The 23,109-nt window shown below is 69.1% G+C and carries 24 protein-coding genes, 1 pseudogene and 1 riboswitch; of the genes and pseudogenes, 11 read left to right on the top strand and 14 right to left on the bottom strand.

Annotation, left to right across the window (positions count from 1 at the left end; all coding sequences use genetic code 11):
- Window positions 1-161 precede the first annotated feature (161 nt).
- Entirely contained in the window at window positions 162-683 is a 522-nt protein-coding gene (locus BA895_RS18530; protein ID WP_070193362.1) for a ferritin, read from the top strand.
- Between the two features lie 54 nt (window positions 684-737).
- Here the strand turns inward: BA895_RS18530 and serC are convergent, their stop codons facing one another.
- Window positions 738-1,889: a phosphoserine transaminase gene (gene serC / locus BA895_RS18535; protein ID WP_070193363.1), complete on the bottom strand. Its 1,152-nt coding sequence runs from the start codon at window positions 1,887-1,889 to the stop codon at window positions 738-740.
- Window positions 1,890-2,095: 206 nt separating this feature from the next.
- Here serC and BA895_RS18540 point away from each other — a divergent pair, with 206 nt between their 5' ends.
- Window positions 2,096-2,740: a pentapeptide repeat-containing protein gene (locus BA895_RS18540; protein ID WP_070193364.1), complete on the top strand. Its 645-nt coding sequence runs from the start codon at window positions 2,096-2,098 to the stop codon at window positions 2,738-2,740.
- Window positions 2,741-2,798: 58 nt separating this feature from the next.
- Here BA895_RS18540 and BA895_RS18545 read toward each other — a convergent pair whose 3' ends face one another.
- Window positions 2,799-3,242 (bottom strand): hypothetical protein, encoded by a 444-nt coding sequence (locus tag BA895_RS18545; protein ID WP_070193365.1) that lies wholly within the window; start codon window positions 3,240-3,242, stop codon window positions 2,799-2,801.
- Window positions 3,243-3,341: 99 nt separating this feature from the next.
- Here BA895_RS18545 and pdxH point away from each other — a divergent pair, with 99 nt between their 5' ends.
- The 7 genes from pdxH to BA895_RS18580 all read left to right on the top strand — a co-directional run bounded on the left by pdxH (window position 3,342) and on the right by BA895_RS18580 (window position 10,941).
- Window positions 3,342-4,049, top strand: a complete 708-nt coding sequence (gene pdxH, locus BA895_RS18550; protein WP_070193366.1) for a pyridoxamine 5'-phosphate oxidase — start codon at window positions 3,342-3,344, stop codon at window positions 4,047-4,049.
- 353 nt (window positions 4,050-4,402) lie between these two features.
- A complete protein-coding gene (locus BA895_RS18555; protein ID WP_070193367.1) occupies window positions 4,403-5,098 on the top strand; it encodes a metal-dependent transcriptional regulator in 696 nt (231 codons plus the stop codon).
- A 141-nt stretch (window positions 5,099-5,239) separates the two neighbouring features.
- Window positions 5,240-5,418, top strand: a riboswitch (cyclic di-AMP (ydaO/yuaA leader).
- Window positions 5,417-6,331, top strand: coding sequence for a C40 family peptidase (locus BA895_RS18560; protein WP_070193368.1), 915 nt, complete (start codon window positions 5,417-5,419; stop codon window positions 6,329-6,331). It overlaps the preceding riboswitch by 2 nt.
- A 583-nt stretch (window positions 6,332-6,914) precedes the next feature.
- The gene (locus BA895_RS18565; protein ID WP_139142767.1) at window positions 6,915-7,610 is read left to right on the top strand and encodes a TIGR02569 family protein; all 696 of its coding nucleotides are present in this window, start codon (window positions 6,915-6,917) and stop codon (window positions 7,608-7,610) included.
- A gap of 316 nt (window positions 7,611-7,926) precedes the next feature.
- Complete coding sequence (locus BA895_RS18570) at window positions 7,927-8,922, top strand: Fic family protein (protein WP_070193512.1); 996 nt, start codon at window positions 7,927-7,929, stop codon at window positions 8,920-8,922.
- Between the two features lie 607 nt (window positions 8,923-9,529).
- On the top strand, window positions 9,530-10,270 hold the full coding sequence (locus BA895_RS18575) for a DsbA family oxidoreductase (RefSeq protein WP_070193370.1): 741 nt from the start codon (window positions 9,530-9,532) through the stop codon (window positions 10,268-10,270).
- A complete protein-coding gene (locus BA895_RS18580) occupies window positions 10,267-10,941 on the top strand; it encodes an alpha/beta fold hydrolase (RefSeq protein WP_070193371.1) in 675 nt (224 codons plus the stop codon). Before BA895_RS18575 ends, BA895_RS18580 begins: the two co-directional genes overlap by 4 nt.
- A gap of 93 nt (window positions 10,942-11,034) precedes the next feature.
- Here BA895_RS18580 and BA895_RS18585 read toward each other — a convergent pair whose 3' ends face one another.
- The 9 genes and pseudogenes from BA895_RS18585 to BA895_RS18625 form a co-directional block, all read right to left on the bottom strand.
- Window positions 11,035-11,424, bottom strand: coding sequence for a hypothetical protein (locus tag BA895_RS18585; protein WP_070193372.1), 390 nt, complete (start codon window positions 11,422-11,424; stop codon window positions 11,035-11,037).
- Entirely contained in the window at window positions 11,417-12,013 is a 597-nt protein-coding gene (locus BA895_RS18590) for an Asp23/Gls24 family envelope stress response protein (RefSeq protein WP_070193373.1), read from the bottom strand. Before BA895_RS18590 ends, BA895_RS18585 begins: the two co-directional genes overlap by 8 nt.
- Entirely contained in the window at window positions 12,004-12,630 is a 627-nt protein-coding gene (locus tag BA895_RS18595; RefSeq protein WP_139142768.1) for an RNA polymerase sigma factor, read from the bottom strand. The genes BA895_RS18590 and BA895_RS18595 overlap by 10 nt, the downstream gene beginning before the upstream one ends.
- A gap of 3 nt (window positions 12,631-12,633) precedes the next feature.
- Entirely contained in the window at window positions 12,634-13,248 is a 615-nt protein-coding gene (locus BA895_RS18600) for a hypothetical protein (protein WP_070193374.1), read from the bottom strand.
- Between the two features lie 40 nt (window positions 13,249-13,288).
- A complete protein-coding gene (locus BA895_RS18605; protein ID WP_070193375.1) occupies window positions 13,289-13,864 on the bottom strand; it encodes a DUF6286 domain-containing protein in 576 nt (191 codons plus the stop codon).
- Complete coding sequence (locus tag BA895_RS18610) at window positions 13,861-14,283, bottom strand: Asp23/Gls24 family envelope stress response protein (RefSeq protein WP_083283536.1); 423 nt, start codon at window positions 14,281-14,283, stop codon at window positions 13,861-13,863. Before BA895_RS18610 ends, BA895_RS18605 begins: the two co-directional genes overlap by 4 nt.
- Window positions 14,283-14,465, bottom strand: a complete 183-nt coding sequence (locus BA895_RS18615) for a hypothetical protein (protein WP_070193376.1) — start codon at window positions 14,463-14,465, stop codon at window positions 14,283-14,285. Before BA895_RS18615 ends, BA895_RS18610 begins: the two co-directional genes overlap by 1 nt.
- Complete coding sequence (locus BA895_RS18620) at window positions 14,462-15,028, bottom strand: Asp23/Gls24 family envelope stress response protein (RefSeq protein WP_070193377.1); 567 nt, start codon at window positions 15,026-15,028, stop codon at window positions 14,462-14,464. Before BA895_RS18620 ends, BA895_RS18615 begins: the two co-directional genes overlap by 4 nt.
- A 131-nt stretch (window positions 15,029-15,159) precedes the next feature.
- Window positions 15,160-15,982, bottom strand: a pseudogene (locus tag BA895_RS18625) (TIGR03557 family F420-dependent LLM class oxidoreductase).
- Window positions 15,983-16,152: 170 nt separating this feature from the next.
- Here BA895_RS18625 and BA895_RS18630 point away from each other — a divergent pair.
- Window positions 16,153-17,748 carry an NAD(P)/FAD-dependent oxidoreductase gene (locus BA895_RS18630; protein ID WP_070193378.1) on the top strand — a complete coding sequence of 532 codons (1,596 nt, stop codon included), beginning with the start codon at window positions 16,153-16,155 and terminating at the stop codon, window positions 17,746-17,748.
- A 79-nt stretch (window positions 17,749-17,827) separates the two neighbouring features.
- Here BA895_RS18630 and BA895_RS18635 read toward each other — a convergent pair whose 3' ends face one another.
- Entirely contained in the window at window positions 17,828-18,409 is a 582-nt protein-coding gene (locus BA895_RS18635; protein ID WP_070193379.1) for a DUF1989 domain-containing protein, read from the bottom strand.
- The gene (gntA, locus tag BA895_RS18640) at window positions 18,406-19,092 is read right to left on the bottom strand and encodes a guanitoxin biosynthesis heme-dependent pre-guanitoxin N-hydroxylase GntA (RefSeq protein WP_139142769.1); all 687 of its coding nucleotides are present in this window, start codon (window positions 19,090-19,092) and stop codon (window positions 18,406-18,408) included. Before gntA ends, BA895_RS18635 begins: the two co-directional genes overlap by 4 nt.
- Window positions 19,093-19,412: 320 nt before the next feature.
- Here gntA and BA895_RS18645 point away from each other — a divergent pair, with 320 nt between their 5' ends.
- The gene (locus BA895_RS18645) at window positions 19,413-21,080 is read left to right on the top strand and encodes an APC family permease (RefSeq protein ID WP_070193380.1); all 1,668 of its coding nucleotides are present in this window, start codon (window positions 19,413-19,415) and stop codon (window positions 21,078-21,080) included.
- 466 nt (window positions 21,081-21,546) lie between these two features.
- Here the strand turns inward: BA895_RS18645 and BA895_RS18650 are convergent, their stop codons facing one another.
- Complete coding sequence (locus BA895_RS18650; RefSeq protein WP_070193381.1) at window positions 21,547-23,109, bottom strand: aldehyde dehydrogenase family protein; 1,563 nt, start codon at window positions 23,107-23,109, stop codon at window positions 21,547-21,549.

A 23,109-nucleotide genomic window follows, 5' to 3' on the forward strand; every position in this document is an offset into this window, starting at 1 on the left:
GTGGGCGCCCTCGTGCTCTTCGTGGCGATCGCCGCGGTTGCGGCGCTCGTCAAACGCTGAACGGTCAACGCGCAACCCGCGGCTCGGTCCCTAGGATGTGTCGCAGTCCTGCACGAACGGGCCGCGCAACAGTGGCGGCCTCACACGCCGAGGAGCGGCCCATGGCATCGCAGACGTTCGTCGACCTGCTCAACGAGCAGATCGGCCACGAGTTCGCAGCCCACCAGCAGTACGTGGCGATCGCCGTGCACTACGACGACCTGACCATGCCCGAGATGGCGGCGCTGTTCTTCCGGCAGGCTCTCGAGGAGCGCGACCACGCCATGATGATGGTGCGCTATCTGCTCGACATCGACGCCCGGGTGCGCATCCCCGGGGTGGCGGCGCCGAGCACCGACTTCACCGACCTGGTGGGGCCGGTCGAGCTCGCGCTCGCGCAGGAGAAGCGGGTCAGCGAGCAGATCAACGCGCTTACCGCGGTGGCTCGAGACGAGCACGACTTTGCCGCCGACCAGTTCATGCAGTGGTTCATCAAGGAGCAGGTCGAGGAGGTCAGCGCGATGCGCGACCTGCTCGATGTCGTGCGCCGCAACGTGACCGACGTCGAGAACATCGAGGAGTTCCTGCGCGCGACCACCAACGGCGGTGCCGACCCCGGGGCACCGCGCATCGCCGGCGCCTGAGCGGCATCCGGGCTCTCGCCTTCCGGATGCTGCTCAGCTGGCATCGGATGCCGTTCAGCTCAGCGCGGTGACCACGTGGTCGATGGCCTGGGTCAGCTTCGACACGTCGTCGGGGTCGACGGCGGGGAACATCGCGACACGCAGCTGGTTGCGCCCGAGCTTGCGATAGGGCTCGACGTCGACGATGCCGTGGGCGCGCAGCACCTTGGCGACCGCTGCGGCGTCGATGGCGTCGTCGAAGTCGATGGTGCCGACGACCTGCGAACGGGCGGCCGGATCGGCCACGTAAGGCGTCGTGTACGAGGTCTGCTCGGCCCAGGTGTAGAGCCGCGTGCTCGAGTCGAGGGTGCGCGCGGTCGTGAACTCGAGACCACCGTTGCCGTTCATCCACTCGAGCTGGTTCTTCATCAGGGCCAGCGTCGCCACGGCCGGGGTGTTGTAGGTCTGGTTCTTCAGCGAGTTGTCGATGGCGGTCGGCAGGCTGAAGAAGTCGGGCACCCAGCGGCCGGTCGCAGCGATCTGCTCGACGCGGGCGAGGGCGGCGGGCGAGAACGCAGCGAGCCACAGCCCGCCGTCGGCGGCGAAACACTTCTGCGGGGCGAAGTAGTAGACGTCGGTCTCGGTGATGTCGACGGGAAGGCCGCCGGCGCCCGACGTGGCGTCGATGAGCACGAGGGCATCGTCGTCGGCACCCTCAACCCGCTTCACCGGCGCCATCACGCCGGTGGAGGTCTCGTTGTGCGGCCACGCGTAGACGTCGACTCCGGCCTCGGCCTTCGAGTGGGCGAGCGTGCCCGGGTCGGCCTTGATGATCGTCGGCTCGCCGAGGAAGGGGGCGGCCTTCGTCACCGCGCCGAACTTGCTCGAGAACTCACCGAAGGCCAGGTGCTGCGCACGGTCGCGCACGAGACCGAAGGCCGCGATGTCCCAGAACGCGGTCGAGCCGCCGTTGCCGAGGATGATCTCGTAGCCGTCCGGCAGGCCGAACAGCTCACGCAGGCCCGAGCGCACGTCACCGACGAGGTTCTTCACCGGGGCCTGGCGGTGCGAGGTGCCGAGCACCGAATGGGCAACCGAGGCGAGGTAGTCGACCTGCTCGGGACGCACCTTCGATGGTCCGGAGCCGAAGCGTCCGTCGGCGGGCAACAGCTCGGCGGGGATGCTGACGGGCTGGGTCTGCGGGGCAACGGGGGAAGCTGTGGTCACGGGTTCACCTTCGGTTCGCGGCCACGTCGCTGATGCGTGGCGGTGGGTTGGGCGATGAGATGACGCCCTTGTCACCGCTTCCATTGAACCGCAGGATCCCAACAGGTGGACCTCACTGCTCGCTGGGTGGACCGGGAGGGCCGGCACTCGCCCGTGCCCGCAGTCGCTCGCTCGGTCGGCCTGGCGCACCTGTCAGACTCGCTCGCATGCCCTCTGCCGCTGACCAGACCCGCTACGCCGCGGGCGTCTTCGCCGGGAACGGGTCGGGTCGAGAGCTCGACAGCGATCACGACGCGCTGCGCTTCGAGGGCACCGACTTCTCGGGAGCGCACGCTGAAGGGCACACCTTCATCGAGTGCTCGTTGGTGGGCGCCACCCTCGACGCCGTTCGACTCGACGGTTCGCGCTGGTCGGAGTGCGCCTGGGAGGGCGTGCACGGAGTCAGTGTGTCGCTACCCGAGGCGAGCCTCGTGGAGACCACCCTCGAGGGATGCCGGCTCGGCGCCGTGTCGGCCTGGGCCTCGACCTGGCGCGACGTCACGGTCACGGGCGGCAAGATCGACTTCCTCAACCTTCGCGGGGCGAAGCTCAAGACCGTGGCCTTCGTCGACTGCGTCATCACCTCGCTCGACCTGCAGGAGACGACGGTCGACGGGCTGACGTTTGAGGGGTGCACCCTGCTCGAACCGGAGTTCGGCCGCGGGCGCTACGCCGACCTCGACCTGTCGGGAGCGCAGCTGCGGGCCCCACGGGGTCTCGCCGGCCTGCGCGGCGCCAGCCTGAGCCGGCTGCAGGTCATCGACCTGTCCGACCTGCTCGCGGCCGAGCTCGGCATCCGGGTCGTCGACTAGGTCGCTTGAAGTTGCACCGGCCGGGTCACCGGGTCACCGGGTCGGTCCCGGATGGTGCTCAGGGTGCGTCGGAGGAGCCCTGGCGCGGCTGGACCGGGCCGGGGTTGATCGGCTTGTCGCCACGGCGTAGGGCGGCATCCGCGGCGTCCTTGGCGCGGTCGGTGACCTTGACCTTGTCATCCGGCCGGAGGCGCCGGGTCAGGTCGACGCGGTCGATGAGAGCGCTGAGGGGCACGTTCGAAGCCGGGTAGACCGTCACCGCGGTATCGCCGCTGAACACGACCCAGAGGGTCTCTCCGGTCTGCGGCACCTTGAGCACCGAACCGTCACTGAGAGCCCTGGCGTGCTCGAAGGCCGAGCGGCGGGCCTTCTCGCTCGTCAGCAGCTTGGCGGCGGCCTCCTTGGCCGGCTCGCGTAGGGCCTTGCTCGCCACCCAGATCTGCGGACCGTACTTCGCGCCCATCTTGAAGGCGACCACGACCAGCTTTCCTTTGCCTGCCATGCGTGGCTCCTACCCGTTGCGGCGTCGTTTCCTGCCTCGCGAACCTGACCCGGGCTCCGCGCCGGTCGGTCCCGCTCGGCTCAAGCCTAGTCTGGGACCATGACGACATCGGCGCAGAGCCCCGGCCCCCACGGGGTGCGCCGGGTCGACTACACGGGGGCGGGGTTGCTCGAGAGCGACCTCCTCCCGAACCCCTTCGAGCAGGCTCGCGCCTGGATCGAGAACGCGGTCTCCGCCGCCGACGAGCGCGCCGACGTTCCCGAGCCGACCGCGGTGTCAGTGGCGACCGTCGATGCCTCGGGGGCGCCCAACGTGCGCACCGTGCTGATGCGGTTCTTCGACGAACGCGGCCCCGGCTTCGTCACGAACCTCGAGTCGAGCAAGAGCCGCGAGATCGAGGCCGACCCGCGGGTCGCGCTCAGCCTCACGTGGCCGGCGCTGTTCCGCTCCATCCGGTTCCGGGGCCGGGCGAGCCTGATCGAGCGTGACGAGGTGGAGGCCTACTTCGACTCCCGACCCTACGGTTCCCGTCTCTCTGCCTGGGCCTCAGACCAGTCGCGCCCGTCAGCCGGGCGCGATGACCTCGAGCGCCGGTGGGCTGAAGTGCTGGGCCGCTACCCCGACACCGGCAGCGACGCCGACGTTCCCGTGCCGCCGTTCTGGGGCGGCTGGCGGGTGAGCTGTGACGAGGTGGAGTTCTGGGCCGGTCGGTCGAACCGGCTGCACGACCGCCTCGTGTTCACCCGCACCGGGCGGGGGGACCTGGCCGACGCCTCGTCGTGGGAGGTCTCCCGGCGTCAGCCCTGAACGGCGCTGAGCGAAGCCCATCGATCCGGGCCCACGCAGAGCACGGGCGAGAACAGGAACAGGGCGGTCCGACGAGTCGGACCGCCCTGCTTCATCCTTGGATACGGATGGCAGACGCGGTTATCGCGCGGCCACCTCATACGTTCCGGAAGAAATCACTTCGCGGATCACCTCCCTTCGGGTTCGGTGAGTCGACGGTAACTCGGGTCCGTTGAGTCGGCAAGGACTTTTCGGATGCCGTTCACGGCCGTACGGACGGGCCGCTCCGAGGTGAGCGGGAAGGGGTACGACCCTGGGGACGTTGTGTGTGGCGAGCGACACAGGACGCGTTCGAAATCTGAGAAGGTAGGACCGTGACCGACCTGATTGACACCACCGAGATGTACCTGCGCACCATCTTCGAACTGGAGGAAGAGGGCATCATCCCCCTGCGTGCGCGCATCGCCGAGCGGCTGCAGCACTCGGGTCCCACGGTGAGCCAGACGGTGGCCCGCATGGAGCGCGACGGTCTGGTGGCCGTCTCCGGAGACCGTCACCTCGAGCTGTCCGAGCACGGTCGGCTGCTCGCTACGCGCGTGATGCGCAAGCACCGCCTGGCCGAGCGGCTGCTCGTCGATGTCATCGGGCTCGAGTGGGAGTTCGCGCACGAGGAGGCGTGCCGCTGGGAGCACGTGATGTCTGAGCAGGTCGAACGCAAGATCCTTGGTCTCATCGGTGAAGGGTTCGAGTCGCCCTACGGCAACCCGATCCCCGGCCTGGCCGAGTTCGGGGTCGATGGAGCCGAAGAGTTTCTCACCGGCCTGTCGGCGCTGGCGAACGCTGCCGGTGACACCCCCCGAGTGGTGCTGATCCGACGTATCGGCGAGCCGGTCCAGGTCGATCCCGAGGCTCTTGGCCTGCTCACCAGCGCGGGCGTGGTGCCGGGTGCCACGGTCGAGGTGGTGCGCGAGGCCGGTCGGGTCATCGCGGTGCGGCAGGGTGGCGACCCGCACAGCGGTGTCTCCCTGCCCGACGACATCGCCGCTCACGTCTACTGCGCCCCGGTCTGAGGTCGTCGGCGGGCCTGGCTCGACCCGGTGTCTGCCCCACCGTGACCTCAGCGTGACATTTGCCAAAGCGTTCGCTACCTTTGTCCCACTCGCTCACCCGTCGGGCGAGGGCCTGGATCGGACCGCCTAGTCCTGCCACCGATCCGAGGTTCGTTGCAATCCCACACGGCAGGAGCGGGGGAACCACTTCTTCGGGCGTCGCGAGACGTCCTCGGGGTGAAGCCCTTCGAAGGGGCCCACACGGGCCCTGACGGGGGCCGGGCACGTACCTCTAGCCCGAACCCGACAGCTCACTTCGTAGGCGTCGAGAGGTAGAACGTGGCTCACATCGCTCCCGGGCGCCATCGTGCCCCCGGTCGTTTCAACCCGCTTGCCGAGCTGACGCTCATCGCCAAGGAGTCCGCACAGCCGGCTGTCAAGGGCGCCGCGATCGTGGCTGCCTCTGGCGGGCTCGTCGCGTCCTTCGCCGCCCCGTCGTTCGCGGCCGACAACGGGTCTGCACTCGTCGCCGCGGCCGGCACCACCGTGGCCGGTTCCGCCGCCGTCGGTCCGGTCGCCGCCACCACCGCACAGGGTGCCACCGCGCTCTCCTCGGTCGGCTACGTGGCTCCGACCGCTGCCCGCCCGGCAGCCCCGATCGTCATCGAGGACATCCTCGTCAAGACCCAGCGTGCCGAGGCTGCCGCCAAGGTCAAGGCCGAGGCAGAAGCACGGTCGAAGGCCCGGGCACAGGCCGCGGAGAAGGCTCGGGCCGAGGCGGCCGCCCAGCGTCGGGCCACCGAGGCTCGTGCGTCTCGCTCCACGACCCGCACCGCGGTCACCTCGCGTTCGACGACGCGCACCACCACAAACACCGCTCCCAAGGCGTCCAACCCGGCTCCGGCCCCCGTGCGGGCTCAGAGCGCTTCGGGCATCGCCGGCATTGCGCAGTCGCTCTACGGCGTTCCGTACGTCTACGGCGGCACGAGCACCTCCGGCTTCGACTGCTCTGGCTACACCCAGTACGTCTACGGCCGTGCCGGCATCTCGATCCCGCGTACGGCCAGCGCGCAGCAGCGGGCGGCGACCCGGGTGTCCAGCCCCCGCCCCGGCGACCTCGTGTTCTTCGGCTACCCGGCCTACCACGTCGGCATCTACGTCAGCTCCGGCCGTCTCGCCGACGCCCAGCGTCCCGGCACGGTCACGGGCAACCACTCCATCTGGACCGCGCCCTCGGGCTACGGCCGCTTCTGATCGGTGATCGGCGCCCCAGGCGCCGACCCGAGCCGCCCTGCGGCTCGACTCCTCCACGCCGAACGGCCACGGACGCACCAGCGTCCGTGGCCGTTCGACGTCGTGCGTGACCACTCCAACACCCGCTGTCGAGAATCGGCCAAGGTTGGCCGCATGACAGAGTTCACTGAAAAGCGGCTTGTTGCCTCCGGCGAGCGGGCCGCGAGATGTCTCCCCGCGCGGTGGTCCAACACGACGGCACTGCGATTGTGCCGACGGGAGATGCAGACAGGAGCCCAACTCGTCGAACGACTCCGCGTCGAGTAGCGCCATCTCTCAGCACGCACGGACCGCGGTGGGGTCGAAGGCTCTTACCAGCGCGCGCTGGGCGTCGCCGGTGACGCACCGTCACATCGCCGGACCGAGCAGAACCGTGCCCGCTCGATAGCGAACGGTCCGCCTTCTGCAGGTGGACGAAGAAGGAAAGGCGTGGACGGTGTCCCTTGGCCAGCCTCCCACGACCGTTCTGAGCGCGTTCGCGGTGAGCACGCCACCCCACCCGGTGACTGGCGGTCAGGGCACGTCGTGGGGTGCAGGTGGCTTGGTGTTCAAGCCAGAGACCAGCCGCACGTACGAGTGGCTGGCGCAGGCTCTGGTCGAGTTCGCATCAGACGAGGTCCGCATCGCCAGAGCGGCGAGCACCCGGGGCGGATCGTGGTCCTTCGAGGGTTGGTCGGCCACCCACCGGGTCGAGGGCACCGCGCCGGACTTCTCGGCGTCCTCGACCTGGGTCGAGATCATCGAGGCCGGCAGAGCGTTTCACCGGGCGGTCGCGCACCTGCACCGACCGGACTGCCTCGACGCGCGACACGACTGGTGGGCGCGAGCGGACCGAGCCGCCTGGGGCGAACGACCGATCCATTTCTGCGACGAGTTCGCCGGTATCGCCCGACGCCTGCAGGACGTCCTCGAGCCGCTCAGTGCCCCGCAGATCGTCCATGGGGATCTGACGGTGAACGTCCTGTTCGCCCTGGGCATGGTCCCGTCCATCATCGACATCTCGCCCTATTGGCGACCGCCGGAGTACGCCGATGGCATCGTCGTCGCGGACGCACTCGCTTGGCATGGTGCGCACCCATCTCTGCTGGACCGCGTCGACGTGTCTGTCGCTGCGGTCGCCCGCGCCCTGCTGTTCCGGATGGCAACCACCAACGAGTGCGTGGCTTCCGGCGTCGAGGGAGTCGACCTCCTGGATGAAGCGCAGCGTTACGCCTCCGCGGCGGTATCCATCGGCGTGTGATCAAGGGAAGTGGGTTGCAACGCCGGGGCTGACCGAGTCAACCCAACGTGCACCCCACCGGAACGGGTGACGTCGACCACGCTTGGCGCTCCTCGCTACCGCACGATCCACGGCCATGGGGGGTGAACGTTCCACGCTGATGACCGCACGACCTGAAGCAGATGAACCGGAGTCATGTCGCCGAATGACCATCAAGACGGCCTAAACTATATAAGTGACCGTCACAATATCTAGTTTAGACCGTCTGTGAGGGCTTCTGGTGCACTCGTTCGTCGATCTTGACCGAGCTCTCGGCGCTGTGCCAGCGCCTCTGGTGATGACCTTGCGCGACATCGACCGCGGCCAGGGCAGCGAGGGCCTGTACCTCAACCAGGTGCCCGACCTGCTCACCGAGTTAGCCAACCGTGCTCGGGTGGCGAGCATCACCGCGTCATCTGCCCTCGAGGGCGTTATCGTCACGAACCGCAGCCGTGCGGCCGCCATCATCGCCAACAAGCCCATCGATCTGCGCACCCGCAGCGAACAAGAGTTCGCCGGCTACCGTTCTGCCCTCGACTACCTCTTCGCCGAGGACTGGCGCCCCCTGAACGTCGGCCTGCTCCTTCACCTGCACCGGCTGCTGTTCGCGGATACCAAAGCCACGGGCGGGACTTTCAAGGCGAGCGACAACCTTGTCGTCGACCGGTCCTCCGAGGGAGTCCAGACCGTCCGATTCAAGCCCGTGCCGGCCGCTCGCACCGAGTCCTACGCGGCCGAGCTCATCGACCGCTACGTCGATGCCGTCAGGGCAAACCAACACCACCCAGTGCTTCTCATCGGTCTGTTCGTCCTTGATCTGCTCATCATCCACCCGTTCGACGACGGCAATGGCCGTGTGGCACGCGCGCTGACGAACGCCCTTCTCGCCGAGGCCGGGTATGGGGTCGGTCGCTACGTTTCGCTCGAGCAGCTCATCGCCGAATCGGCCGACGGGTACTACCAGGCGTTGCTCGACTCAACTCACGACTGGAACGACCACGCGAACGACCCGTGGCCCTGGCTGGCGTACTTCAGCCAGCTCCTTGCGCGCGGTTACGCCCGGTTCGCCGAGGGTGTCGGCGCCGATAGGTCTGGAGGCACGAAAGCCGAACGCGTGCGTGAGCACGTCTTGAGCCATGGTGCATCCGTCTTTGCGATCTCCGATGTCAGAGCTGCGCTACCCGGAATCAGCGATCCGACCATTCGACTCGTCCTCAATGAGCTGAAGGGCGAAGGGCTCCTGAAGCCGCAGGGCACCGGACGCTCCGCCGTGTGGTTACGTGTGACCCGGTAATCCCCACCGTGAACGCTTTGCGGCTACTCGTGCGGAGGTTCCTTCCCGTGTGTTGAGTACACAGCTATGGGTGCGGTTCGTCTTCGGCAAGCCGACCGGGCACTGATGCTCGACGACGAAACCAGCGTCCTTCTCGTCAACTTCAAGGGTGACTCTCTAAAGAGCTGGGGCTCGACGATGCCCACATACACGGGTCCGTATGGCGGATAACCGGTACATTCCCAATGGCTGGCTGGCTGGCTGGGACGGGCAGACCGACACCTGCTTCCTCGTCCGCGTTCGTCACTTTGAACCACAGCCGCAAGCTGACCTTGCGGTTGAAACCGCTCACGGGTTGCGCTGGTTCGCTCGTGCTGAGGTGGACAGCGGCTTGGCGGTCTTCGGTCCACGGGATCTGCTCAGACCGGGGCGTGCGGCACGTCGACTGCGTCTCGTCAGCCGATGCGCCGGTGTGCGTCTTCGTGGCCACCGGCAACCGGCCCTCAAGGTCGGGCGCCTGACGTTGTGCACCACCGGTGAGTCAGGCGGCTTTCTTCACAGTGCTGAGCCTGCTTGTGCAGCCGTCGACGATTCTCGACACCCGGGGCTCCAGTGACAGGATGAAGCGATGAGTGTGACCAACCAGCAAGCGGCCGACTCGACGACCCCCATAGACCTCGCCCTCTGGGTCGACCTGGTCTGCCCGTGGTCGTGGTTGGCGCGACGCCGGCTCGACGCGGCGGTATCCGCCTTCGAGCGTCCGGCCGACGTGACCATCACCCTGCGGGCCTTCGAGCTGGAGCCCGACTTCCCGCGGGGGTCTCGCGTGCCCGTGGCCGAGCATCTCGGATGCCGTCACGGCGGTGGGGCCGAGACCGGTCGGCTGATGAACGCGAAGGTCGAGCAGGCGGCATCCGGCGACGGTCTGGTCTTCGACTGGGGCCGCGCGGTCTGGGCGAACACCTTCGACGCCCACCGGCTCTGTGCGCTGGCACTCGCCCTGGGCGGTCACGCGCTGCAGTCGGCCGCGGCCGAACGGTTCTGGTCGGCGCACTTCAGCGAGGGTCTGGCGCTTGATGACCCCTTGGTACTTCAGCGGACCGGTGCTGAGTGCGGGCTCGATGAGCGCCGGGTCGCGTCGGTGCTGGCGGGCGAGGAGTTCGCCGACCATGTGCGCGGCGACGAGCAGGCCGCGGGGCCCTTGGGCATCACGTCGGTGCCCGTGCTGGTGGCCAACGGGTATGCGGCCCTGGCCGGGGTGCGCGACGCCTCCGACTACCTGGCCTTGCTGCGAGGCGTGGCGACCGGAGACGAGTCAGCCACTTCTCCCGTCGACGCCGGTGGGCCGGCCGAGGCCGCCCGCGGATGAGCGAGGCGCGGATCGTCGACACGTCGGTGCCGTCTGACCCGAAGGGCCTCGTGCTCGTGCTCCATGGAGGGGCGTCGCGGCGTCATTCGATGAGGGTGAGCCCGGCTCAGCTGTCGGTGCTGCGGATGGTGCCGATCGCCGCTCGCATCGCCCACCTCGCTCCCGACGAGCTGGTCGTCCAGCGGCTGCTCAACTCCCGGCGCGGGTGGGACGCCCACCACACCCCGGTCGCCGATGTGCAGTGGGCGCTGGCCCAGGCGGCCGAGCGCTTCGGAGGCGGCCTTCCGACCTGCCTGGTGGGTCACTCGTTGGGGGGCCGAGCCGCCCTTCTCGCCGCCACCAGACCCGAGGTGCGCAGCGCAGTCGCGCTCGCGCCGTGGGTCTACCCCGACGAGGGCCGCATCGACCTCGTCGGCACGCAGGTGCTCATCGTGCACGGTGACGCCGACCGCATCGCCCGGCCGGCGAACTCGGCGGCCGTGGCCCGAGACCTGGCCCGCACCGCCCAGGTGGCCTACGTCACCGTCGACGGCGGAAAGCACGCCATGCTGCGTCATCACGGCACGTTCGACGGCATCGCCGCCGACTTCGCCGTCGCCACCCTCCTCGGTCGCCAACCCTCACCGTTGGTGGCCCGCGCGCTCGCGGGCGAGCAGTGGCTCGACGCCTGAGTCGTTCCCGGTCGTCGGTCGCAGCCTGGTGACGGCCTCGAACCGGGCGTCGGCCCGGTCTTCAGGCTCAGCGACAACCGCACGAGGTCGAGGTCAGCGCGCAGACGTGCCGAGCACGTCTTCTTCGTGCCCGGCGACAGCGGCATCCACCGACAGCACCCGAACGTCCACGGCTCCGCCCCCCACCGAGGCGAGCGCCAGCTCGGCCAGCACGGCCGCACGCACGGCGACGGCGGTCTCGAGGGCGGTGCTCGGCCCGGTCACCGAGATCTCGACCGCCACGTCGACGGCATCCCCGCGTCGAGTGACCGACACCCCGTCGGGTGAGTCTGCCTCCGCGGACGAGGTCGCGCTGCCCAGCCGGGCCAGCCCCCGAATCGCCTGCGCCAACGAAGGCTCGAGCCGCGCCACTCCGAGCACGGCCCCGGCGGCCAGAGCCAGCCGTTCCTCGAGCGAGCGCTCACCATCGACAGTCTCAGGCATCGTGCAGGTCCTCCACGTGGATGGCGATCGACGCGACGGGCACGCCGACTCGACGTTCGACGGCGACGGCGACACGGTCTCGGAGCTCGGTGACGAGCGGCGGGATGCGAACCGAGCCTCCCACGGTGAGGGAGAGCTGCACCGCGAGTGAGGTGGCACCACCGCCGCTCGCTGGGGCTTGGCCGGGCTGCTCGTTCACCACCGTCACCCGACAGCGGCGCCCCTCGACGTCGTCGAAGCCGTCGCACGTCTCGCGGACGATGCTCGCGACCGCCTGCTCGCTGATCGTGACCTGACCCGCAGCGTCAGGGGATGCCGTGAGCAGCGGAAGGGTTCTGCCGCGGCGCACCTCGGTGCGCGCGATGGCGACGATCGCGGCGAGGGCGCCAGGTCGGCCCACCAGGCGGTCGTCGTCGCGGTCGGTCTCGACCATGGCCGTGGTGGCCGAGGCCAGACCGGCGAGGTCGGCACGAGCCGCCTGGCAGTCGGGGCAGGTGGCCTCGTGCTTGTCGGGTTCGTGGTTGATGTTGGCCCACACATCGTCGACGTCGCGGCCGCAGCCGAGCCGCCCGGTCTCGCTCAGCGCCATTCGCTCATCCCTCTCGCTAGGTGAAGCCGGGCGCGAGCGATGCGTCCGCGAACGGTGGCGACCGGTACGCCGATGGCGTAGGCGATCTCCGGATACGACAGGTGGTGCAGCTCCTTGAGCACCCAGCACGCGCGCAGCTCCGCGGGAAGGGTGGTGAGGGCGACGTCGAGCCCCGCGCCTAAGGCCGAGGTCTGGGCGGCCGCCGACGGTGGGTCGGCCTCGACCCCTGCCGAACGGTGCGGATCGTGCCCGACGTCACCCTCGTGGGTCAGGCTCGTGCGCCTCCGTTTTCGGGCCCGAAGCAGGTTGAGGCACTGCCGCGTCATGAGCTGGTAGACCCACGCGTGGAAGGCCTGAGGGTCCTTCAGGGTGGGCAGCCGACGCCAGGCGAGCACGAGCGAGTCCTGAACGGCATCCTGGGCCTCCCCGATGTCGGTCAGCATGCGGTAACCGAGTCGGAGCAGCTCCTTCTCGTAGCTGCGCACCAGCCGTTCGAACGACGCGACGTCGCCGTCCTGAGCGCGTACGACGAGGGTCGACTCGCGCAGCGCCCGGTCTGCCGGCGTGGCTGCCTCTGGGCGGGGCGCGTCATCGGCGTCGTCGGTCTTCTCGAGCATCACTCAGAGGGTCACACTGTCGGATGTGCGGCGCTCGGGGCTTACGTCGACCTGCACACCGAGGTGCTCGAGCGTGGTGTCGAGTGCGCCGGCCAGACGCGAGACCGGCCCCGTCTGCACCGAGCTGAGCAGCGCTCGCACGTCGGAGCGGTCGGATGCCGTGAGCTTGAGGGTGAGCTGCGGGCGGCTCGCGCTCCCGCGTAACACCGCGGAGGCACTGGTGACATCCGGGAGCGTCTCGAGGTCGGCGACGACGACGTCGGCGAGCACGGCCGACGTGGCGCTGGTCAGGCCCGTGGCGGCGTCGTCGCGAAGGCGCAGCGGCGCGGCCGAGCGGGTGTGTGGCACCTGCGCCACCAGCCAGGCCAGCCCCAGCAGGGCCAGCACGATGCCGAGCACTGCCGTGCCGATGATGACGCCCTGGTTGGCGAAGAAGTCGGTGGCCCCGGGTTCGAGGAGGTGGTCGCCCGACGCCGGCACCGAGGTGCGGGCGCTGCCGCTCAGCACCGTGGCGAACAGTCCTGTGGCGACCATGGTCGCCACGGCGCCGGTGAGCAGCACCACCAGCCCGATGATGGCCAGCCAGGTGCGGTTGAGCCCGCTGGAGAAGACCCTCATACCGCGCCCGCCGCGGCGTCGGGTGCCTTCTTGGAGATGATCATGGCTGGGTCGTCCTTACGGTCGCTGTGACTGTGGGGGTGGGCGTCAGGCGTACGGCATCCAGCGCCTCACGCACCGCGGTCGTGACGCTCTGAGCCAGCTCGTCGCGCTGGGCGGAGGGTGAGCTGACGGTGAGGCGCACGGCGCGGCCGGTCACCGTGGCCGACACGGAGTCGACTCCCGACACCTGATGGGCGTGGGCTGTCGCCAGCTTGGCCACGGCCTTGCGGGTCATGACGAACTCGGTCGACCCGACCTTGTCGGAGCTGAGGTCGCTGTCGTCGATGACGTAGGCGTTGGGTCGGCCCGGGGCCAGTGCACTGACGAGCAGCACGAGACCCACGAGGGCGAGCACGATCGCGAGGGCGATCGCGGCTGTCGAGCCCCACGTCAGGTCCCCCACGTGGCGGTGGGTCCAACCGACGAACGACGGCCATGCGCCGTCGACGAGGCGGGCGATACCCGCCCACGCCAGCGACACCCCGACTGCGGTCACACAGACGGCCGCGATGGTGGCCGGTACCGTTCGCGACGGCCGCCTCCGCAACGAGACGGGGTTGGCTCCGCGGCTCATCTGACGGCCTCTCGTTGCCCGGTGGTCAGGTGCAGGCCGGTGACGTCGATGTCGACCCGGGTCACCTCGACGCCGGTCAGAGCGGACACCTTGGTCATCACGTGGTGGCGAACGCGGTCGGTCGTGGCCGCCAGCGGGGTGGGGTAGCCGAGCACGATGTCGAGCGAGACCGACGCCTGCTGGCCCGACAGCTCGACCTTCGCGGCGGGTCGCGCCGCGAGGTCAGGGTGGGCGCCGATGCCGAGGAGGCCGCCGGACGTGCCTCCGGCCTGGGTGATCTCACTGGCGACCTGGCTGGCCATCTGCTCCATCACGTGTTGGGAGATCACCAACCTGCCTCGACCGGTCAGAGCCGGGCGGGGGAGGGCCGCCCCGTTGTCGGAGGTGGGCGCCGGGCGGGTCGTCGCAGCGGTGGCCATCAGCGACGATCCGAGGACCGGCCCAGGAGGGAGCCGACATCGAGCTTGCCCTCGAGAACGAGCCCGATGCCCCAGGCGACGGCAGCGAAGACGCCGACGAGCACGAAGCGGCCGAAGCCCCCGAAGGCGGCCACGTAGCCCAGCACGAGGCCGACGATGACGGCGTAGCGGCTCGTGCTCACGCGAGGCGCTCGGAGGGCCGGTGGCTGGCCCCGTTGGCACTGCCCTGGTCGTCGTCGGAGTCTTCCTCCGGCAGGTGCACGTCGGTGACGTTGATGTTGACCTCGACGACCTCAAGACCCGTGGCGTGCTCGACGCCGTCGATGACGCTCTGGCGGATGTTGTCACTGACCTCGACGATCGACACGCCGTAGTCGACGACGACGGTGACGTCGATCGCGGTCTGGCGCTCACCCTTCTCGATGGTCACCCCGCTCGAGACGTTGGCCCGGTTCGACGAGGAGATCTTCGAGGTGAGGTTGCTGATGACGCGGCCCGCGGCCGAGCCCATCGCGTAGACGCCGCTGACCTCACGGGTGGCGATGCCGGCGATCTTCTCGACCACCTGGTCGGCGATCGTGGTGTCGCCGTGCTCGGTGTGCAGGTCGTCGAGCTGCTTGGGCTCGGGCTGCTGCTCCTGCGCCTCCTGCTCGCGGGCACGCTCCTGCTCCTGCTTCTCGCGAGCGTTCTGCTCCTGCGTGGTGCTCGGGATGGTGGGCTTGGCCTCGGTCGTGTTCTCGGTCATGTTCGCTCCTTGGTTGTTCGCGTGGGTCGTGCTCGGATGGCGACGATTCGGGTCGGCCGATGTGGGCCGTCAGTAGTCAGGACACCGCTCTGGGCCCGACCGTCACGGCCCGGGCGGAAGTTTCCGCGGTGTCAGGGCGCGGCTGCCCGCAGGCGCTCGAGCAAGGGTTGCCTGGCTTCGGCGAGAAAGCGCTGCTGGGCGCACCGCCGACCTGAACGAGGGCGATGTCGGTGAAGCCGGCCTCCCAGTAGGGCCGGACGGCCTCGACGACCGCGTCGAGGTCGGGGCCGCAGGGGATGGTCTGCGCCACGTCGTCGGCTCGCACGAACCGGCTCGCGCCCGCGAAGCCGTGAGGGGTGGGCAGGTCGGCGTTGACGGCCCACCCGCCGGCGAACCAGCGGAACTGCTCGTGGGCGCGCGCGATCGCCGTGTCGCCCCCGACGGACACCCCGATCTCGACCGGGGTGTCGGGCAGGTCCCAGACGCGGGCGGAGTCGACGTCGAAGTGCTCACCGCGGTAGGTGACGAGCCCCCGGCGTGCGGCTCGCGGATGATCTCGATCGCCTCGACCAGCATCGCCTGCCGGGTGTCGACGCCGGGCCAGCCCTGACCGATGACGTGCTCGTTGAGGTTCTCACCGCTGTCGAGCCCGAGGGTGAAGCGCCCGTCGGCGAGCAGCTGCAGGGTGGCGGCCTTCTGGGCGACGACGGCCGGGTGGTAGCGGACCGTCGGGCAGGTCACGTAGGTCATCAGGCCGACCCGTTCGGTCGCCTGGGCGACTGCGCCCAGCACCGCCCAGGCGTAGGGCGCATGCCCCTGCTCTGTCAGCCACGGTGAGTAGTGGTCGCTGCTCACCTCGAAGTCGAACCCGGCGCGTTCGGCCTCGACCGCCGACGTCACCAGGTCTTTGGGGCCGCTCTGCTCGGTCATGAGGGTGTAGCCGAAGCTCGTCACTGCTGCCGTCCGTTTCGTCGTCGTGCTCCGTGCGCTATGCCTCCTGCCCTTACCCACATCGGTGACCCGGGCTACCGGTGTGCCCACATGAGTCCTCCCGCCCGTGAGGAGGTGTCGCACGGGTGAGCCGTGGGAGAGGATGAGTCCGGCTGAGGTCAAAGGAGAGCAACATGAGTGCACAGGCGGATGCCGTTGTCGTCGGCGCCGGGCCCAACGGGCTCGTGGCCGCGATCGCGTTGGGCGATGCCGGTTGGGACGTCGTGGTGGTCGAGGCCAACGACGAGGTCGGCGGTGCCGTTCGCAGCGCCGAGGTCACCCGCCCCGGTTTCGTCACCGACCTCTTCAGCGCCTTCTACCCGCTGGCGGCCGCCAGCCCGGTCATCCGGGGCCTCCACCTGGAGGAGCACGGGCTGCGCTGGCGTTCGGCGCCCCACCCGCTCGCTCACGCCCTCGACGACGGCCGGGCAGCGGTGCTGCGGTCACGCGTCGACGACACCGCGGCCGGTCTCGAGGCGTCGGCCCCCGGCGACGGGCAGGCCTGGATCGAGATGTTCGAGCACTGGCAGCGCGTGCGTGACCCACTTCTCGATGCCCTCTTCACCCCTCTGCCACCGGTCACCTCGACCGCCCGGCTGCTCTCGCGGCTCGGGGCGGCGGGCACGCTCGACCTCGCCCGTCTCGCGGTCTCGCCCGTGCGTCGAATGGCGCGGGAGCGCTTCTCCGGCGACCTCCCGGCGCTGCTGCTCACGGGCAACGCGATGCACAGTGACATCTCCCCCGACGGAGCCGGGAGCGCCCTGTTCGGCTGGCTGCTCGCCATGCTCGCCCAGGACGTCGGCTTCCCCGTGCCGGCCGGGGGGGCCGGTGAGCTCGCGGCGGCAATGCGGGAGCGAGCCGAACACGTGGGAGTGCAGTTTCGCACCGGTTCACCTGTGGTCGGCATCGACGTGTCCCGAGGACGGGCCGTCGGGGTACGGCTCGGCGACGGCAGCCGGGTGGGGGTCAGGAGGGCCGTGCTGGCCGACGTGCCGGCGCCGTCGCTCTACCGCGATCTCGTGGGCGAGGCGCTGCTGCCGGCGCGGCTGCGGGCCGACCTCGACCGTTTCCAGTGGGACAGTGCCACGATCAAGCTCAACTGGGCCCTCGACCGGCCGGTGCCGTGGGCGAACGAGGGCGTGCGTGGGGCGGGCACCGTGCACCTCGGCGTCGACGTCGACGGATTCGTCGACTTCGCGGCTGACCTCGCTGTCGGCAGAGCGCCCGCACGACCGTTTCTGCTCTTCGGCCAGATGACCGTCTCAGACCCCAGTCGGTCGCCGGCGGGAACGGAGTCGGCGTGGGCCTACAGCCATGTGCCACGCGAGATCGACTGGAGCGGCGCGACGCTCGAGCAACAGGTGGAACGCATGGAGTCTTCCGTCGAGCGGGTTGCGCCCGGGTTTCGCGACCTCGTGTCGGCGCGCTACGTGCAGTCGCCCAGCGATCTCGAGCGCGTTGACCGCAGCCTCGTGGGCGGCGCGATCAACGCGGGCACGTCGGGTCTGCACCAGCAGCTGGTGTTCCGGCCGACACCGGGCCTCGGCCGGCCCGAGACCTTCGTGTCGGGTCTCTACCTCGCAGGCGCGTCGGCCCACCCCGGCGGTGGAGTGCACGGTGCCTGTGGCTGGAACGCCGCCCGGGCCGCGCTCTGGGGCCACGGCCGAGGATGCACCGTCAAGCGGGTGCTGAACAAGACGGTGTGGTCCCGGTTGCTCAGGATGCCGTGAGCGGCCGTGAGCGGCATTGTGCTCTCGTGAGGTGAGGTGAGGTGAGGTGAACTGGGCTGCCGGGGCGACTCTCGCCTTCCTACCCGACCGCGTAGTCGATCGGCTTGCACACTCCGCCGTTCGACTTCTCGGCGGAGCAGGCGGTCAGCCCGACGTGCAGGTCGATCTCGGCCCGGAAGGTGATGCGGTCACCGGCCACCGACGTCGGTGGGTCGATGTGCAGCTCGCCCGTCCGGTCGGTCCAGACGTTCATGAAGATGTTGAGGGTGGTCGAGATCTGGTCGGGCTCGACGCCGTACTGAGCGAGGCCGCCGCACAGGTTGTCGAAGCAGCTCGGATGCGGCGCCCCGAACAGGTCGGGGTAGAGCAGGTCGAAGGTCTGCTGGCTGCACGGCGTCAACAGAAAGTCGTGCCGCCCGCAGGTGTCCTCGGTGATGGTGAGCATCGGCCGGCTGCGGTTGCTGTAGAGCGTGTCACCGGCCCCGACGTAGATCCCGTTGCGGTAGTCGATGGTCCGCCCGCTCGAGAGCCATTCACCGTGGTCGTCGGCCGCGAACGCGAACAGGTCACTGACCTGGCCGCCCGTCGGGTCGACCACGGTCAGCGTCTGGCCTGCAGAGAGCGCGAAACCCGTGCCGGTCTGTGGTTCAAGCCTGTTCATGATTCCTCCTCGAACGGGGCCACCCAGTCGTCGCCGACCGCGCGACCGGAGTACTGCCTGGCCTCCGAGTAGATGCCGTGGTCAGAGACCATCGGGTTGACGCTGCCCTGCAGCTGCTCGTCGCGTTGCCGGATCAAATCGCGCATCCGCTCGAACCGGCCCGACGCTCGCAGCGCCTCGAACTGGGCGTGCAGGTTGAACACCAGGGTGGGCGAGACCGTACGCCTGGCATCGCGAGACGCGACCGGGTGCAGCCCGACGACGAAGTAGGCGGTGCCACCCACCGAGAACGCGAAGTGGTCGTCGGTCGGATCAGCTGACACGTCAGGGTTCCACGCCTGCTCGTCGGCGCCGTGCAGCATCCGCAGCTGGGCCCAGAGCAGGTCTTCGAAGTGTTGCTCGTTGTGCAGCCGAGGCCGCCTGAAGATCGCCACGAACGAGGCGAACCCCGCCTCGACGTCCACCTCGTCGGCGAAGGCGGCGAGGTCGGTCAGTAGAGCTGAGGTCGCCTCATCGGTGCCCAGCTCGTCGTAGACCTGCACCACGGCGTTGTCTCGCCGGAACACCGAGCGGGCGCCCAGGCAGGGGAAGTCGTCGCGGTTCACCATCGTGGCCAACGACGCATGCAGGGCGTTGGTCTCGGCCGTTCGGGGGTCACCGACGTCGGGGGCGAGCTCGACCATGCTGTCTCCTCGGGGTCGTGAACTAGACAGACGACTCCATGGAACACGCCGTGGCACCCCGCTGTGCCCATCCTTCGGGGTGGTTCTCACCGCCGCAAAGAGAGGGATGCCGCTCATCAATGACAGGTCTGCGCCGCCGGTAGCGCCCGGTGGGTGCGCACGTGGGCACCCGGAACCGAACGTGCTGGACCCGAGCTGGGCGCTGCGCCGAGTACGAGCATCACTGTCGAATATGAGAGATACCTGAATGCGCGGTGGTCGTTCGCGGCGTAATTTCGGAGAAGGCAGGGGCTGAGCTTCACCGAGAGTGAGGAGATGTCATGACGGCGTTAAAGGAAGGACCCTCGGACATCCAGGAGGGTCATGAGCTGCGAAGACACATCGGCAGGGTGGGCCTGCTCTTTGCCAGCGTCGGGTCCATCATCGGTTCGGGCTGGTTGTTCGGCGCGCTGAACGCCTCCCAGACCGCTGGACCGGGGGCCATCTTCTCGTGGGCCATCGGCGCGGTCATGATCATGTTCATCGGGCTGTGCTACGCCGAGCTCGGCACCATGTTCCCGCTCTCTGGCGGCGTCGTCCGCTTTCCGCACATGTCGTTCGGCTCCTTCGCGAGCTATACGACCGGCTGGATCACGTGGATCGCGTGCATGAGCGTGGCCCCGATCGAGGTCGAGGGCGCACTGCAGTACGCCACCAAGTACGCGCCGTTCACGGTGGCGCACCAGGTGGACGGCAGCACCGTGCACACGTTGACCGGCCTGGGCCTGGCCGTGGCCGTCATCGCCATGGCCGTCTTCGTGGTCATCAACTACATCGGCATCCAGTGGTTCGCGCGCGTCAACACCGCGCTGGTGTGGTGGAAGCTCTTCATCATCATCCTGGTGATCCTCGCGTTCCTGTTCACCCAGTTCAACTCCAACAACTTCACCTCCCAGGGCTTCCTGCCGCAGGGGTGGCACGGGGTCTTCACCGCCATCGCGACGTCGGGGGTGGTGTTCTCCTACCTCGGGTTCCGCCAAGGCATCGAGCTCGCCGGTGAGACCAGCAACCCGAGCAAGAACGTGCCACTGGCGGTCATCGGCTCGGTGCTTCTCACCGCCGTCATCTACATCGCGCTGCAGGTCGCCTTCATCGGCAGCCTCAGCCCGGGTGACATCGCACAGGGCTGGTCAAAGCTCACCTTTGCCAACGACTTCGGACCGCTGGCGGCGGTGGCCAGCCTGCTCGGGCTCAGCTGGCTTGCGGTGCTGCTCTACATCGACGCGATCATCTCACCGGCCGACACGGGTCTGATCTACATCACGGTCACCTCGCGCATCGCCTACGCCATGGGCCGAAACGGCAACGCCCCCCAGTCGCTGGCCAAGACGACCGACCGCGGTGTGCCGTTCGTCAGCCTGGTGGTCAGCTTCGTGGTCGGTCTGGTGCTCTTCCTGCCGTTCCCGAGCTGGCAGCAGCTCGTCGGCTTCATCACCTCGGCCACGGTGCTCTCGTTCGGGTCCGGTCCGCTGGTGCTGGCCGCGATGCGCCGGCAGATCCCCAACCAGGAGAGGCCGTTCCGCCTTCCGGGCGGTCACACGATCCCGTTCCTCGGCTTCCTGTCCTCGAACCTCATCGTCTACTGGACCGGCTGGGGGACCGACCTCAAGCTGTTCATCGCCGTGCTGCTCGGCTTCGTGCTGCTCGGCGTCATGATGATCGTGAACCGGGCCCGGGGCCAGGAGGAGCCGGAGTGGAACTGGGTCGCCGGCGCGGCCTGGTACGTCCCGTGGCTCGGTGGCTTGGCGATCCTGTCGTGGATGAGCGACTACGGCGGCCTTGGCTGGTTGCACTTTGACACCGCGATCCCCGTGTTCGTCGTCTTCTCGGCGATCATCTACGTCATCGCGCTGCGGGTTCGCCTGGTGCCCGAGCAGGTCGAGCGTTACATCGACGACACGCGCCGTGAGGCCGCGATCGAGGAGGACGCGCTGGGCGCGATGCCGTGACCCCGTAGCTCAGCGGCAGGCACCACTGTGATGGCCTGCTCGCGCAGGCAAGCCGCTCGACCTGCCCGTGCACGATGTCGCGCAGCATCGAGACGTAGCGCGGCTCGAAGATCTGCAGGGGAGCCGAGCGCCTTTGCTGTACGGCACGTCACCGCCTCGAGTGAGCGCATCGCCGAGGAGGTCGGCTGGCGTGCCACGGTCTCGCTGGAGGACGGCGTGTGAGCGCTCGCGCTCGGCGGAGCGGCATCCCGAGCCTTCGAACGCCCACCCACCCCGGCTGCGCGTCGCGCCGCGCGTCGCGCAGGTGGTGTCGTCAATCCGACACTTTTGGCGCGTCGCGCCGCGCGTCGCGCAGGTGGTGTCGTAAATCCGACACTTTTGGCGCGTCGCGCCGCGCGTCGCGCACGTGGTGTCGTAAATCCGACACTTTTGGCGCGTCGCGCAGGTGGTGTCGTCGTCAGGCGGGTCAGACCTCGAAGGTCACCCCCTGCGCGAGCGGTAGCTCACCTGAGTAGTTGATGGTGTTGGTGGCCCGGCGCATGTAGGCGCGCCACGCGTCGGAGCCGGACTCTCGGCCCCCGCCGGTCTCCTTCTCTCCGCCGAAGGCGCCGCCGATCTCTGCGCCGGACGTGCCGATGTTGACGTTGACGATGCCGCAGTCCGAGCCGACAGCCGACATGAACAGCTCGGCCTCTGCCTGGTCGGAGGTGAAGATGCTTGACGAAAGACCCTGCGGCACGGCGTTGTTCAGTTCGACCGCGTCGGCGAAATCGGTGTACGGCATGACGTAGAGGATCGGTGCGAAGGTCTCTTGATGCACGACCTCGCTCTGCTCCGGCATTCGGATCACCGTCGGCGTGACGTAGTAGGCGTCCGGGCTCGCGTCGGCCAGGGCCCGTTCACCACCGGCCATGACCTGCCCGCCGGCCGCTTTCGCCGCCTCGATCGCGGCGACGAACGCGTCATGCGCCTGTTGGTTGATGAGTGGACCGACCAAGGTGACGGCCTCCATCGGGTTGCCGACCGGCAGCTTCTCGTACGCGGTGGCGACGCGCTCGGTGATCTCGTCGATGACCGACTCGTGTGCGATGACCCGACGCATCGTGGTGCACCGCTGCCCGGCCGTGCCGGCAGCCGAGAAGATGATGCCTCGGGCCGTCAGGTCGAGGTCGGCGCTGGGGGCGACGATGGCGGCGTTGTTACCGCCCAGCTCGAGCAGGCTGCGCCCGAACCGTTCCGCCAGGCGGGGGCCGACCGCCCGGCCCATTCTCGTCGAGCCGGTCGCGCTCACGAGCGCCACCGCGCGGTTGTCGACGAGTGCCTCACCGACCTCCGGCCCGCCGATGACCACCTGGGACAGGTCGGTGCTGTGACCACTCTCGGTCAAGGCGCGCTGCAGCAGGGCGTTCGAGGCGAGGGCGCAGAGCGGCGCGGTCTCTGAGGGCTTCCAGACCACGGCGTCCCCGCAGACCAGTGCCAAGGCCGTGTTCCACGACCACACCGCCACGGGGAAGTTGAACGCGGAGATGACCCCGACCACCCCCAGTGGGTGCCACGTCTCCATCAGCCGGTGACCGGGCCGCTCTGAGGTCATCGTCTTGCCGAACAGCTGACGGGACAGGCCGACCGCGTAGTCGCAGATGTCAATCATCTCCTGCACCTCACCCCGGGCCTCGGAGGTGACCTTCCCGACCTCGACGCTGACGAGGGTCGCGAGGTCGTCCTTGTGCTCGGTCAACAGCTCGCCGAGCCGCTTGACCACGCTGCCCCGCACCGGCGCCGGCACCACACGCCATTCGCGGAAGGCAGCGTGCGCCCCGGCGACGGCGTCGTCGACATCCGCGGGGGAGCTCCAGCGCACCGATGAGACGGAGCCACCGTTGATGGGCGAGCGACCGTGGTGGTCGCCCTGCAGCGCCGCGGCGTCGACGCCGCATCGCCGAGCGGCATCCTGGGCGATCTGCCGCAGGTCTTCAGCGGTGGGCAGGCCCGGGGCGTAGGTGCGGTCGGGCTCGTGGGTGGGGGTCAT

It is taken from the genome of Humibacillus sp. DSM 29435 (assembly GCF_001758225.1).
Taxonomy (GTDB): Bacteria; Actinomycetota; Actinomycetes; order Actinomycetales; family Dermatophilaceae; genus DSM-29435.

Excerpts from the sequence above, each read along its gene's own strand:
- BA895_RS18530 (WP_070193362.1), top strand. The coding sequence starts at position 162 with ATGGCATCGCAGACGTTCGTCGACCTGCTCAACGAGCAGATCGGCCAC.
- BA895_RS18540 (WP_070193364.1), top strand. The coding sequence starts at position 2,096 with ATGCCCTCTGCCGCTGACCAGACCCGCTACGCCGCGGGCGTCTTCGCC.
- BA895_RS18545 (WP_070193365.1), bottom strand. The coding sequence starts at position 3,242 with ATGGCAGGCAAAGGAAAGCTGGTCGTGGTCGCCTTCAAGATGGGCGCG.
- pdxH (WP_070193366.1), top strand. The coding sequence starts at position 3,342 with ATGACGACATCGGCGCAGAGCCCCGGCCCCCACGGGGTGCGCCGGGTC.
- BA895_RS18570 (WP_070193512.1), top strand. The coding sequence starts at position 7,927 with ATGACCTTGCGCGACATCGACCGCGGCCAGGGCAGCGAGGGCCTGTAC.
- BA895_RS18575 (WP_070193370.1), top strand. The coding sequence starts at position 9,530 with ATGAGTGTGACCAACCAGCAAGCGGCCGACTCGACGACCCCCATAGAC.
- BA895_RS18580 (WP_070193371.1), top strand. The coding sequence starts at position 10,267 with ATGAGCGAGGCGCGGATCGTCGACACGTCGGTGCCGTCTGACCCGAAG.
- BA895_RS18585 (WP_070193372.1), bottom strand. The coding sequence starts at position 11,424 with ATGCCTGAGACTGTCGATGGTGAGCGCTCGCTCGAGGAACGGCTGGCT.
- BA895_RS18590 (WP_070193373.1), bottom strand. The coding sequence starts at position 12,013 with ATGGCGCTGAGCGAGACCGGGCGGCTCGGCTGCGGCCGCGACGTCGAC.
- BA895_RS18595 (WP_139142768.1), bottom strand. The coding sequence starts at position 12,630 with ATGCTCGAGAAGACCGACGACGCCGATGACGCGCCCCGCCCAGAGGCA.
- BA895_RS18600 (WP_070193374.1), bottom strand. The coding sequence starts at position 13,248 with ATGAGGGTCTTCTCCAGCGGGCTCAACCGCACCTGGCTGGCCATCATC.
- BA895_RS18605 (WP_070193375.1), bottom strand. The coding sequence starts at position 13,864 with ATGAGCCGCGGAGCCAACCCCGTCTCGTTGCGGAGGCGGCCGTCGCGA.
- BA895_RS18610 (WP_083283536.1), bottom strand. The coding sequence starts at position 14,283 with ATGGCCACCGCTGCGACGACCCGCCCGGCGCCCACCTCCGACAACGGG.
- BA895_RS18620 (WP_070193377.1), bottom strand. The coding sequence starts at position 15,028 with ATGACCGAGAACACGACCGAGGCCAAGCCCACCATCCCGAGCACCACG.
- BA895_RS18630 (WP_070193378.1), top strand. The coding sequence starts at position 16,153 with ATGAGTGCACAGGCGGATGCCGTTGTCGTCGGCGCCGGGCCCAACGGG.
- BA895_RS18635 (WP_070193379.1), bottom strand. The coding sequence starts at position 18,409 with ATGAACAGGCTTGAACCACAGACCGGCACGGGTTTCGCGCTCTCTGCA.
- gntA (WP_139142769.1), bottom strand. The coding sequence starts at position 19,092 with ATGGTCGAGCTCGCCCCCGACGTCGGTGACCCCCGAACGGCCGAGACC.
- BA895_RS18645 (WP_070193380.1), top strand. The coding sequence starts at position 19,413 with ATGACGGCGTTAAAGGAAGGACCCTCGGACATCCAGGAGGGTCATGAG.
- BA895_RS18650 (WP_070193381.1), bottom strand. The coding sequence starts at position 23,109 with ATGACCCCCACCCACGAGCCCGACCGCACCTACGCCCCGGGCCTGCCC.